Origin of the sequence: Paraburkholderia fungorum, assembly GCF_900099835.1 — a bacterium.
GTDB classification, from domain to species: domain Bacteria; phylum Pseudomonadota; class Gammaproteobacteria; order Burkholderiales; family Burkholderiaceae; genus Paraburkholderia; species Paraburkholderia fungorum_A.
The window spans coordinates 517,601-529,327 of record NZ_FNKP01000001.1 but is presented as its reverse complement, the minus strand read 5'-3'; the positions used below and the strand labels follow the sequence as shown (position 1 = coordinate 529,327).

The window sequence follows — 11,727 nt, the reverse complement described above, 5'->3', positions numbered from 1 at the left end:
CATCTCTGTCATGTTCATCGTCTTCAAAGTTGTTCGCGCGCCAATACGAGCTCAGCGTTGATGCGCTTCAAGCGCAGATTCAGTTCCACTTGCTTGGCCATCTGCTTCTCCTTAGCCGCGAGCACACGCAGGCGCGCACCCTCCAGCTCGAGCCGTTGGCATGTGCGCAGGGCCTCACGGCGCGCGGCTGCTTGCGCGGCCGTACCATCCATCGTAAAAGTCCCGGTGTAAAGCGCCGCCTGCCAAGCCGTCAGGCAGTCCATCCAGCCCTGATACAGGGCCAGCAAGCTTGCCTGAGGCTGACAGGCCAAACCAAGGGCCTGCACAAAGGCGTGTTCAGCTGTCAGATCAGGCGAGAACTCTACCGTGACCAGTTCGCCTTCCAGCACTACCTTGCCGGCCTCGTTCTGCGCCCAGCGCTTATGTGCTAGCGACAGGTTCAGGCACTGCGGTGCGGCCAGTAGCAATAGCACGGGGTAAGGCACGGCGCGATGCACCAGCTCGGCCAAACGCGTGATGTTGACTGGCTTCTTTATCGCGCCTGCACCATCGACCAAGGGCGCATGGCGCGCGGTGACGCATAGCACCGCCACCTCAAGGTATTCGCGCTCGTCGTCGCGATACTCGGTCACACCCACGGTGTTGGGCTTCAACGCCGCAACCCACTGGATCTCTTCGATACTGTCGTTGATCAGGCGCTTGTCGGCACTCGTTGGTGCACCGTTCTCGACAAGCATCTTCTTCGGGACGCGCTGGTCCACACGGCAACTAGCTGGCAGCCCCAAGGCACCGATGAGCATTTGGGTCAGCGTGTCGCTCATACAGCCAGAGCGCCACCGAACGCCTTCATTGTTTCCTCGCTGTCACGGCCCGGGACGGCCTTGCCAGTGGCCTGCTCGATGAGATTCAGCAATGCAACGGCGCGCAAGCGAATGAAGCCGTCAAAGTCGTCAGCATGAAGTTGCGGCACTGGAATGACGTGAGAGGTCAAGAAGTCATCAAGGCTGGTCGGATCAACTTGCTTGGCCTTCTGAATGCGCGCGAGATACACACTCGGCGCGTCGCCGCTGATGAATCGGTTGGTACCTGCCGCCAAGGGTGCCTTGTTGATCACGCTATTCCACTTTTCCCTTGGAAGGGTCTGCTTCTCGCACCAAGCGCGGGGAAAGATGTGGTGTATGTCAATTGCGTTGTTGAAGTACGAGTTCAGGTCAATGGGGGTGCCGCTAACGAAGTCACGGCCGCCATGCTTCATCAGCAGGGCTGCAAGGCCCTTGTAGGCAGCAGCCAACCGGCTCTGCAACGACAACAAGCGCGCGGGGGCAAAGTTGGCGTCGCGGACCGTTCGAGGTTCCGGCCCACCGTCGACCCACGCGACCACATCCTGCATGTCCATCGCAAAGCGGGTCTCGTTGGCTCCGCCATACAGCTCACCCATTACCCCTGACCAGTACCATCGAAGCAGCTTCTGTTTGACGCCGTGCTGTGTGGCTCTGTCCCCCAACTGAGCGCAGATCGCGGACAATGGGATCAACTGCGTCGCATAAGGTAGGCTGCGTACGTCGAATATCTTTTCTTCTGCCAGCAGCTCTGCAGCCCGCTTGAAGCCTGCTTCAAGCGAGGTCTGTAACGCTTTGAACTCTAATAATGAGAGTCTGAGAACATCGGCGCGTTTGCAGGACACGGCGGTCTGCTTTTCGAGGTGACGCCGGTAGCTGGTCAGCAACGTGACTGCCGTCAGGAAGCTTGTGCCGTCCACTGCATTCAGTACATCGTGCTTGGCCGTGAGGCGCTCTAGGCGCGCTTCCCAGTCTTCCCGTAAATTGAACTCGCCGACGTCCGCCGCAAAGGTCGCTGTCATCAGCTCGAAGACTGTCAGCGTTACCCCACCAGTATTGACCTTTTCGAATACTTGGCAAACAGCCTCACGCGGGGTGTCTTGGGTCAACTCAATGGCTGGTACTTTGAACTGCTGGAAGCGAAGCCAAATCTCATTACGGAACTGCTGCATGAATTGCATGGCCTCAGCGCCGAATTGGAAGTGCGCGCTGAAACCGCTCTCCCAAGTCATGAAACCCTGAATGTCAAACAACAGCGATACCGGGAACATGCGTTTCTCGAACTGCGCTGCGCTCGTACTGATGTCCAGATCGACTTTGCGTCCGAAATCGGATGTGACTTGCAGGCTTTCGGGCACGGAAACGACGGCATCCTCACGATCGGCGTCAGGATCAAGGCATTTGACCATGTCAAGGAAATAGACCCGGCGTATTTCGGCGCCCTTCTCGGTACGTGTCTTGACAGGCTGGCCACTGCGTAAAGCCAGGTACATCGAGGTCAGCCTCTGCTGGCCATCCAGCACAAACGTTTTGGGCTTCGGTGCTGGCTGAAGCGCTACGCCCTCAAAGAGCCGTGGCTTGAAGGGTACCCCACCGGCTTCGAGGAACATCACAGCCCCAATGGGGTACGACAGTGATAGGCTGGCGATCAAAGACTTGATGTGGTTGTCATCCCAAACCCACCCGCGCTGGAAGTCCGGCAATTGAGTATTGCCCTTGGCAATGTCATCGAGCACGTCCTTCAATGCTGGCTCGGCAGTCCTGAAACTCATAAGGCTCCCTTTGTGTTTGGCAAGATCGTTTGGCCTCCGTCTGGAAGCACCACCAAAAAGGCAGCCACCTCGAAATCATTGCTGCCGGCGAATTCACCCTTCATGGCGTGGGTGCCACCGGGCGAAAACAAGCTGGCTACCGCCCGCTCCTCGTTCCTGCCCACCACAGACGCCACGGCTGCAGCTAATAGCTTCTGGGCATGGCGCATGTCCTCACCCTGCCGCGTGCCCCTATCGAAGCTCACGCAGGCGGCGTCGTCAGGCAGCTCGCGCCCGAGGGCAAGACGCTTGAGCCGGTCGAGAATCCGCTTGGCCTGAGGGTACGGCAGGAGCACGGTGCCGTCATCGCCGACATGAGCCAGATAGATCGGCGCCAGGGGGTAGTCGGAGTGCTGCCCACTGTTGCCCATTTTGGCGGCCACTGCTCCTTCGGCTCGCAGGCAGAAGATGACGCCTGGGGGAATGTCGGCATCGATACTGGTGGTGACGGCGTAGGTGCCGAGCGGCAAGCTGTCGAGGTGGCCGGGTTGTTCCTTGAGGTACTGCGCCAAATCGATGCGGAAGTCGGTCAGCGTCAGGTCGGTGATGGACACGCCATTGCTCAGGTCTTCCATGTCGATGACCGTGTCCTGCAGCTTGAGCAACTGCTTGCGCCGGTACTCCAGGTCGTTCATCTGGTTGCCCGACTGCTGCTCGATGAGGTTTTCCTCTCCCGTGGCCGAGACATCAAGCAACACCATGCGCCCGCTTACCCGCTGTTCCAGGCCGATGTATTCCTCCAGTTCCATATTGGGCCAGAAGTTCACCAACTGGATGTTCCGGTTAGGCGAGCCGATACGGTCGATACGACCGAAGCGCTGGATGATCCGCACCGGATTCCAGTGGATATCGTAGTTAATCAGCCAGTCGCAGTCCTGCAGGTTCTGACCTTCGGAGATGCAGTCTGTGGCGATGAGCAAGTCGATTTCCCCCTCTGCCGCCATGTCTGCTGGCCGCTCCTTGGCACGCGGCGCGAAGGCCGACAGCACGCTGCTCATGCTCTTGCGCAAGCCGGGTAAGGTGGTCTGGATGCCGGCACTGCCGGTAATCAATCCAGCATCCACACCAAGTACGGACTTGGCCCACGGCGCGAGGTTGGCGTACAGGTATTGCGCCGTGTCAGAGAACGCGGTGAAGACGATTATCTTGCGGTTGCCGACGTTTATGGGCGCGCGGCACTTCTGCTCGATCATATCGCGCAGTTTGGCCAGCTTGGCGTCGCGCGCCGCGTCTACCTGTTGGGCTGCGGCCAGCAGCGTGGCCAGGCGATTGCGGTCTTCGATGAGGTCTTGCTTCCACCGGATCAGGTCCACATCGCTGAGCAACACCTTAACCTTGCGCCCTACCAGCAGTGATTCGAATGCAGGGTCGTCGATGTCCACGTCGGCGATGTCGATTTCCTCGACGCCCTCTGCATGATTCTCGATGTGGGCCAGCACAGCTTCAACGTCTTTGAGTTGCCGCTGCACGGTCAGCGAGAACGAGGACACAGCGCTCTCCATGCGCTTGAGCACGTTGACTCGCAGCAGATGGATCAGGCTCTCTTCGCGGTCAGCCTGGCGGAAGAAGCTCTCGCCGCCCCGGATTTCGGTGCTGTATTTGGCGTCGTAGGCGGCCTGCTTGTGCGGTAGCACGTAGCGCAGCGGCGCGTAGCTGGCTAGGTTTAGGCGCCTGATTTCAAGGTTGATGTCCTTGATGGCGCGGAATTGGCCTGCCAGATCCACGTCGGCCTTGATGTTTATAGGCGGCAGGCGGCCCGGGAATTTGCCGGTCTCGGCCGTGCCGTAATACTTCTCTACATGTCGGCGCGAACGCGCGATGGTTAGGTGATCCAGCAGCGTGAAATAATCAAAGCCCAACATCTCGACCAGGTGGCCGGGCGTGCGCTCGGCCTCGTCCATGTCCAGCCAGCGGTTGAACTGGGTTTGCGCTTTGCGCGTGGTCTGCTCGATGCTGTCGATGCCGTGCTCAACCAATGCGGTGTCGTCGCCCTCGGTGACAAAGGCGATTTGATTTTTCAGATCAGCCAGGCGGTTGTTAACTGGCGTGGCCGACAACATCAGCACGCGGGTCTTGACGCCTTCTTTGATAATCTTACGCATAAGCCGGTCGTACCGGGTCTCGGTGCCTTGGCGCGGCGACTTTTTGTTGCGGAAGTTGTGACTCTCGTCGATGACCACAAGGTCGTAGTTGCCCCAGTTCACATGGTGCAGGTCAATATCGCCGGAGTGGCCACCGTCGCGCGACAAGTCGGTATGGTTGAGTACGTCGTAGTTGAACCGATCGGCCGCGAGCACATTGCGTTTGTCGTTGGCCTTGTAGAGCGTCCAGTTGTCGCGCAGACGCTTGGGCGCCAGCACCAACACGCGGTCGTTTCGCAGCTCGTGATACTTGATGACGGCCAGCGCCTCGAAGGTTTTCCCCAAACCTACACTGTCGGCAATGATGCACCCCCCGAAGCGTGCCAGCTTGTCAATGGCGCCAATAACACCGTCGCGCTGAAACTTGAACAGTTTCTTCCAAACGACGGTGTTGCGAATACCGGTGGCCGATTTGACGATACGCTCCTCGTCCATCTCTTCGCCACGATTCCCGAATAGGTGATTCAAGATCAGGGCGTAAATCGTGAACGGCGCGTGGTGCTGCCCCATGCCCTGCAGAACTTCGATCAGGGCCGCCCTCATGTCAGGCTGCACCTGCAGCGTGGACCATTGCTGATCAAACCAGCGGGCGAGCTGTGCTGCCTCGTCGGCTGATTCAGACGCCTGGATCAGATTCAGGGGGTTGCCGGGTGTCAGGCCCAAGCCATCTGTACTGAACGCGAACGAACCCATCACTACCTGATCAGGCGTGCCGTCTGGTGCGCGCATGACAGCAGCGCCCTGCGGCACACGGCCATGCGCGCGGCGCAGTTCAACGCGGCCATTGAGCCACTTGGCGCACTGGTTGGCCAGCCAACGGGCATGCAGCCGATTCCGCGCAGCCCGGTCGCCCTCGCCGCCAAGGAAGTCAAGTCCGTCATCAGCAGGGGGAAGGATGAGCTGTACCCGTTCCAACTTGGCGAGAGCGTCGCGTAGTTCAGCGAAAGCGAACAACGAGAACAACGGTGTTACGCAACCAAATTGCTGCCCCGGCCCAAGATGTGGGCGCATCAGATCAATGACGCGATCTAAGCCACTGTTATTTATCAGTTTCACGACTATTAATCCCCGCTGATGTAGAGCACCTTCGGCCTGATGCGAGTTCAAATCCGCAGCAGCATCGAAAAAAAATTACAGAAGGGACGGGCGTCGCCAGCTCTGAGACTGCTGATACGATTTCTACTGCGTTCATGGGACACCTTCACCGGTGCAGCTCAGTCCCGCTTGCGTCTGCCTGCGTACCAACAGCCAGCGCTTGGCTACGGGGTGCTACCTTGTAAATGGTTGTCCGTGAGACCTTGTAGCGTTGCGCGATCTGGTTGACCGGGATAGTCGGGTCGGACATCAGCCGCTTGATCTCTTTTATTTGGCGCGGATCCAGCTTCGGCTTTCGACCTCCAGCCCGGCCTCGCGCGCGCGCTGCTGCAAGACCTGCCTGAGTGCGTTCGCGAATCAGGTTGCGCTCGAACTCCGCCAAGGCGGCGAAGACATGGAAGACCAGCTTGCCGGCCGCGCTGGAGGTCTCGATCTTTTCGGTGATGCTCACGAAGCCGATAGTCTTCTCTTCCAGCTCGGCGACGATTCGTACCAAATCGGGCAAGCTGCGACCAAGCCGGTCCAGTCGCCACACAACGAGGGTGTCACCCGCGCGCAATGCCTTCAGACAGTGGTCAAGCTCCTGGCGGCCACCAGCCTTCCCGCTCGCCATCTCTTCGTAGATGCACTGAACTCCTGCGAGGTTCAGCGCATCGCGCTGCAAGTCCAGGTTCTGGTCATCGGTCGAAACTCGGGCATAGCCAATCCGTTGATTCATTGACAATTTCCGGACGCTGAAAGATTGACGAGAATTTTAACAGTCTGACCACTTTTCCAACAGGCATTCGCATGAGGATTATCGGTGTTCGGGAAACCACCGTTTTCTTGACTATTGCTCAACACACTGGGATAAGAACACTCCAGCTCGTTACCCGTCTCAAGCAACCAAGCTTCCCTTGAAAATATTCATTGTTGCTAATACGATGGATCGCCCAAATTAATGAGGGCACGACTAATAAATGAGATGAGCATGGCAACACGGAAGAAAGCCCCGCCCGACGCTGGAAAGCAGCTGCGCACGGGTAGCGGCTGATGCGCCGCATATGCAGACCTTGATGCATCAGTCGCAACCCGGGTTTCAGGGCTTGCTCGATTTGTCCAAACCCGCCGACGCGCGCTCACTAGCTCGCTGCGCTTTGCGTATCTTGCGATCCAGCCGCCTCGCCTCCTTCTCCAGCGCGTCAATTTGCTGAAGGAACGGATGCATCTCATCCAGAAGCTGGGCCTCCCGCTCCTTAAGCTTCGGCACCACATACTTGTAATCCGATTCGTATCGTTGAAGGGCGAGCCGCGTATCGGACCACGCGCGATCGATCGGGCGTAGCTTAGCGCGCAGCTCGCGCAATTCCAGCCAAATGGCTTTCTGTTGTCGCTGATCAGCCTTGATAAGGGCCATTCGCCGCAGTTCTTCGGCCAATTCGGGACTTATGGTCATGGGCCGTACTTTCATGGAGAAAAGATCGTCGAACTCCGCATCTTCGGCGTCGCGAACGCAGTAGCCTCCTATCTGAGCTATCGCTCATCACCCGACAGAAGGCACGCTATTTATCACCGCACCCAAAATGCTGACACTCGCTACTGTATTCGTCTGCATCTCGGATCGAGGCACACCAGATCTTCGTGACCGAGGTGCGTCACCAACCGGGTCGGAGAGCCAAGTATTCGCTATAGGCGAATCCGCTCGACTTCATCCAGGCTGATGTCGGCGCGGCGCCGGTCATACAGCTGCGTGGTGCGCATTGATGCGTGGTTGGCCATCGCCGCGGCGTTCTCGAGCGTGCCGCCGTTTTCCAGATAGGCGGTGATACCGGTCGCGCGGAACGTGATTGCCGATCGCTGTAGCAATGCCGGCCGCGAGCGCGCGCCGTCGCACCATCGCATACGCGTTCGCCTGCGGCAGCGCTCGCGCGCTCAGCTGCGCGGTGCCGCGTGCGATCGTGCGGAACAGCAGACTTTTCGGTTCATCACGCAGGCCCGTCTGTTCTAGATATTCGTGCAGGTAAGTTTCCAGTGTGTGGTGACAGGGCATCTCGTGTTCCTTGCCACCCTTCTCGCGCAGCCGCACCCACAGGCGGCGCTGCTGCACATAGACATCGTCGACGCGCATCGCCAGCGCGGCGCCGACGCGCGCGAACGAAAACACCATCAGCGCAATCAGCGCCCGGTCGCGCAGGCCAATCGGCGTGGTCACATCGATGCTGTCGAGCAGGTGGCGCGCTTCGGTCGCATCCAGCGCCGGCGTCTTGCCCTTCTTTGTGGTGTGGCTGGGGCCGCGTACTGACGCGGCCGGATTGTGCGGAACGACCTGCCCCGTGACGAGCCAGTCGAACAGGTGGCGGATCGCCGCGAGCTGCTGCTTGACGGTGGGTGCCGAGGACGTCTGCGTCTGCATTTCGATCCACGTGGCGACGTGCAGCGGCTGCACCGCATCAATCGACATCACGCCGGCGTCGGCGCACCACGTCAGGAAGTTACTGGCTGCCCGTGCATAAGCGCGGCGCGTGTGCGAGTTGCGGATCGCCGCTGTAAAGAATTCCAAGAAGCGGATGCGAGCCCGCTCGCCCGCCGCAATGACCAGTGCGGGCGGGGTCATGCCACCCGGGATGATGAGCTGGTTCATGACTGGGGCGTGATCCGCAGCCAGGCGCCAAGCGTATCTTTGACGCACTGCTGGCAGAGATCGACGCTAACCTCATTACCATCGCCAAAAATGGACCCGAAGCCGCCGCGGAACGACAGCGACACGCGCTCATGCCAGCCGGAATCGTAATCGTCCGGCATCATGCGTTTCTGGCACCGGTCGCAGGTGCAGGCGGCGACTTCCTGGATAACCCTGTCCTGATATTCAAGCATCGTGCTTCCCTTGATGGTGCGTGGTGACGCTGTCTGGCTCCGGGCAGTGACTCATGGCAGCCGCCCAAAAAGCCACTCGAGCACGTCATCCAGTGACGCGAGCGGCGTGAAGGCGCTCCGCGGCACGGTCCGCTGGCCGGGTCGCTCCCGCTTCATGCCTTCTGCATTGGCTTTTGTGTGGGTCGCGGTCTTCAGTGTCCGGAGGTCGGGCAGCGGCTCGCCGGGTGCATTGCCGAACCACAGGAAGGAGTGGAACTCCAGCGCATCGGTGACCACGATCCAGAGGATGCAGCCGCTGGGTTTGTCCATCAGCTTCAGGCTCGCCGTGACGCTCGCCCGTTTGCCCCCGGCCACCATCACGTTGAACTGGATGTGGCGGACAGTCTGGCGATAACTCATCACCAGGTCATAGCCGCCCGCGTCGAACTCGGAGCGCATTACCTCGACGTCGGTGACGCCGCGCTGCCACAGCCGGCGCAGCGCGTCGCCCACAAATGCGTGTTCGACGATCCTTTCGCGCAGCACGGAGTGCAGGTAATGACGTTCCGCGTCGCCGGTCAACGGATCCTGAAGATCATTCACTGTGCGTGCCCCCCTTTCCAAGGGTGCGATTTTTCGCGATCTCGTCCCACTGGACCGGCGTGACGTTCGCGGTGGCCAGCCGCCTGGCCAGGTCGAGCGGCAGGCGCACCACGAGGCAGGTCTGTGCCTGCGCGGTGACTTCCAGCTCGACCGGCACCCCCTTTAGTTCGAGATAGACCGCGCCCGACTCGAAGAGCTCTTCATACAGCCGCCATGACGTGGTGCCGTCCGCCGATTCACAGGTGTCCAGTGTGGCTGTCGTGCCCATATGACCTCGCGTGGTTGTTTCATGAGTCAACGACCCTCAATCCCATCACTGGGGTAGAAGGTATGGAAGGAATTAGAGCTGTGTGAGCCGTCATGGGCGCGCTGGTTCTATGATGAGGTCGTGCAGCTGAATGAGATCGGCGTTCAATTGGTCAATTGAGATCAATATATGTTGGGCTTGGTATTGCAGAGCCTCCGTTGAAGACAAATCGCCCCGGAAATCGTCGACCATCAACATCAGCGCGTCGCGTAACGTCAGCTTGCCGCGATAACCTCGCAGGACATCCGTCAGCTTGTTGGCCGCCGCAAGCCCATAGGCTTCGCGCAGCCTGTCGCGATACCTTTCCAACCGCGCGACGCTCTCCTCAACGGTGCCAGCAGATTCGCCCAGCCGCCTCGCGATCAGCTCATAGTCGTCTGCCGTGCCCTGTCCCGCGGCAATGCGTTCTAGCGGACGCCGGGTCAGATCCGGACCAAATGTCAATGCATCAACGCTTTTTGCCGCCCGTCGACGATGCCCTTTGTCCAACGCATCGATGCCCCAACCCGCGAACTCTCGTAAATCTTTTGCCAGTCCCAAGATCTCTCGTACCGCCTTGACGAGATCAGTCACTGTTCCAGGCAACACAACGTCACGCGTGCTTCCCTTGGTTTCATTCGATTCCGTTGCCATGGTCTCTCTCTATATATATTTGATAAAAAACACTATCACACACAACAACACGACTTCATAAGTCACATCAAATGTGAATTACATTGAGTTCTTTTTTGATTTAAATTTGAATCTTTTTCAATTCATAGATATGATGGTGTCACTTCAGCCATACGAGAACAAGAAACCATGAGCGAGTTGACCGACATCATCCGGCGCGCACAGAGCGCTAAGAAAGAACTGATCGCCAGCACCATCCGGCTCGCCCCGGAGGAACAGTCATTCATCGAGGAGTTCGCCGAACAGTGCTCGCTGACGAGGCAGGAAGCCATGCGTCAACTGATGCGGGCAGGCATCCAGCAGGCCATTGAAGCGATTGAGCAGCTCAACGAAAGCGAACGGCTTAACCGCGACGCCGATGCTTCCGAAACGAATGGCGCGCCACGTTTTCATATCCTCAACACCAACAAGCGGCATAGCATTGAAAGTCACCAGCGCATGCTGAAAGAAGGGATCGCGGCGGCGTTCTACGGAGACTGGAAACTCAACATCGACCGTATCCAGAAAAACGATGTGGTGTTTCTCTACGAGAACGGCAAAGGCATTGTGGCGTACGGCAAGGGCACAGGCGAGACACTGAAGGCCGAATACGAGGGCAACGCCGATGAATGCCACTATCAGGTTCTATCGGACTTCAAGGTGCTGGAGGAGCCCCTGTCTGCCGCGGAGGTCCGGACGATCCTCGACCGCAATGTCGTCTTTCTGAGGACAATGTCGGGCGCACCGGATGGCCAGAAAATCTTCGACCGGATCCAGGCGGAGTAGGCTCGCGTTACGCCAGCGTCTCTTCTAGCTCTGGTGGCTCCTGAGTGGTGCCGCAGCGCACTTCCCATACCACTCGGTTTTCGCCATCTTTCCATGAACGCTCATGGAAAGATGGCGGGCAGGCTCTTCGTACGCTGGACATCCAAAGTTGATACAAAAAAATTTATCTCGCTAAAGGACTTTGTTGAGATGGATCCGAATGAGTACCAGATGATGTTCGACATCATGCAACAGATCCGGGAGTCAACGGCAATCGTGCATGAGGCGATGGCTCAGGCACACGGAAGGGCACAAAGTGTTGCAATGCTTCCAGCTCCTTCCTTCGTTCCTCTTCTGATGGAGCACCAAGCTAGGCATTTCGATGTTCTGCAGAAGAACCTAATCGTCTTGCGGAAACTTGCCATTAAGTTTGACATCTCCAACGGCATTTCTGGCAGGGATGTCGCTAGAACGTACAACGTGACCCAAGGTCGGATTAGTCAGGTCATGAGTTCGCCCGTCAATTGGCAACCGGTAGACTTTTGATTTTTTAGCTAACTAAAATTTAAAGAATCAATATGCTAAACTTTCTTGCATGGCTGCCAGGCGGATGATGTGGCTCACTGCGACTTCTCTGCAACGGCGCTATTGATGTGTCAAATGGTGTTCGTGCCGTTTGGCGA

At 58.3% G+C, this 11,727-nt stretch carries 11 protein-coding genes and 1 pseudogene; 2 read left to right on the top strand and 10 right to left on the bottom strand.

The features are described 5' to 3' along the window. Nucleotides 1–23 precede the first annotated feature (23 nt). The 10 genes and pseudogenes from BLS41_RS02425 to BLS41_RS02380 all read right to left on the bottom strand — a co-directional run bounded on the left by BLS41_RS02425 (nt 24) and on the right by BLS41_RS02380 (nt 10,261). Nucleotides 24–821, bottom strand: coding sequence for a DUF4391 domain-containing protein (locus BLS41_RS02425; RefSeq protein WP_074762780.1), 798 nt, complete (start codon nt 819–821; stop codon nt 24–26). Further along, on the bottom strand, nt 818–2,611 hold the full coding sequence (locus tag BLS41_RS02420) for a GmrSD restriction endonuclease domain-containing protein (RefSeq protein ID WP_074762779.1): 1,794 nt from the start codon (nt 2,609–2,611) through the stop codon (nt 818–820). Before BLS41_RS02420 ends, BLS41_RS02425 begins: the two co-directional genes overlap by 4 nt. After that, nucleotides 2,608–5,847 carry a helicase-related protein gene (locus BLS41_RS02415; protein WP_074762778.1) on the bottom strand — a complete coding sequence of 1,080 codons (3,240 nt, stop codon included), beginning with the start codon at nt 5,845–5,847 and terminating at the stop codon, nt 2,608–2,610. The genes BLS41_RS02420 and BLS41_RS02415 overlap by 4 nt, the downstream gene beginning before the upstream one ends. A 145-nt stretch (nt 5,848–5,992) precedes the next feature. Continuing rightward, nucleotides 5,993–6,604, bottom strand: coding sequence for a recombinase family protein (locus BLS41_RS02410; RefSeq protein WP_074762777.1), 612 nt, complete (start codon nt 6,602–6,604; stop codon nt 5,993–5,995). Nucleotides 6,605–6,964: 360 nt separating this feature from the next. Continuing rightward, nucleotides 6,965–7,336: a hypothetical protein gene (locus BLS41_RS02405; RefSeq protein WP_253189604.1), complete on the bottom strand. Its 372-nt coding sequence runs from the start codon at nt 7,334–7,336 to the stop codon at nt 6,965–6,967. Between the two features lie 215 nt (nt 7,337–7,551). Further along, nucleotides 7,552–8,506 (bottom strand): annotated as a pseudogene (locus BLS41_RS02400) (tyrosine-type recombinase/integrase). Further along, a complete protein-coding gene (locus tag BLS41_RS02395) occupies nt 8,503–8,739 on the bottom strand; it encodes a hypothetical protein (RefSeq protein WP_074762776.1) in 237 nt (78 codons plus the stop codon). The pseudogene BLS41_RS02400 and the gene BLS41_RS02395 overlap by 4 nt, the downstream one beginning before the upstream one ends. 51 nt (nt 8,740–8,790) lie before the next feature. Further along, nucleotides 8,791–9,321 (bottom strand): hypothetical protein, encoded by a 531-nt coding sequence (locus BLS41_RS02390; protein WP_074762775.1) that lies wholly within the window; start codon nt 9,319–9,321, stop codon nt 8,791–8,793. Next, nucleotides 9,314–9,589, bottom strand: coding sequence for a hypothetical protein (locus BLS41_RS02385; RefSeq protein WP_074762774.1), 276 nt, complete (start codon nt 9,587–9,589; stop codon nt 9,314–9,316). Before BLS41_RS02385 ends, BLS41_RS02390 begins: the two co-directional genes overlap by 8 nt. A gap of 90 nt (nt 9,590–9,679) precedes the next feature. Then, a complete protein-coding gene (locus BLS41_RS02380; protein ID WP_143026212.1) occupies nt 9,680–10,261 on the bottom strand; it encodes a hypothetical protein in 582 nt (193 codons plus the stop codon). 168 nt (nt 10,262–10,429) lie between these two features. Here BLS41_RS02380 and BLS41_RS02375 point away from each other — a divergent pair, with 168 nt between their 5' ends. After that, on the top strand, nt 10,430–11,065 hold the full coding sequence (locus tag BLS41_RS02375; protein WP_074762772.1) for a hypothetical protein: 636 nt from the start codon (nt 10,430–10,432) through the stop codon (nt 11,063–11,065). Between the two features lie 93 nt (nt 11,066–11,158). After that, nucleotides 11,159–11,590, top strand: coding sequence for a hypothetical protein (locus tag BLS41_RS02370; protein ID WP_143026211.1), 432 nt, complete (start codon nt 11,159–11,161; stop codon nt 11,588–11,590). The last annotated feature ends 137 nt before the right edge of the window (nt 11,591–11,727 follow it).

Coding starts and splice junctions, on each gene's coding strand:
- BLS41_RS02420 (WP_074762779.1), bottom strand. CDS start 2,611: ATGAGTTTCAGGACTGCCGAGCCAGCATTGAAGGACGTGCTCGATGAC.
- BLS41_RS02375 (WP_074762772.1), top strand. CDS start 10,430: ATGAGCGAGTTGACCGACATCATCCGGCGCGCACAGAGCGCTAAGAAA.
- BLS41_RS02405 (WP_253189604.1), bottom strand. CDS start 7,336: ATGAAAGTACGGCCCATGACCATAAGTCCCGAATTGGCCGAAGAACTG.
- BLS41_RS02395 (WP_074762776.1), bottom strand. CDS start 8,739: ATGCTTGAATATCAGGACAGGGTTATCCAGGAAGTCGCCGCCTGCACC.
- BLS41_RS02380 (WP_143026212.1), bottom strand. CDS start 10,261: ATGGCAACGGAATCGAATGAAACCAAGGGAAGCACGCGTGACGTTGTG.
- BLS41_RS02410 (WP_074762777.1), bottom strand. CDS start 6,604: ATGAATCAACGGATTGGCTATGCCCGAGTTTCGACCGATGACCAGAAC.
- BLS41_RS02370 (WP_143026211.1), top strand. CDS start 11,159: ATGAACGCTCATGGAAAGATGGCGGGCAGGCTCTTCGTACGCTGGACA.
- BLS41_RS02425 (WP_074762780.1), bottom strand. CDS start 821: ATGAGCGACACGCTGACCCAAATGCTCATCGGTGCCTTGGGGCTGCCA.
- BLS41_RS02385 (WP_074762774.1), bottom strand. CDS start 9,589: ATGGGCACGACAGCCACACTGGACACCTGTGAATCGGCGGACGGCACC.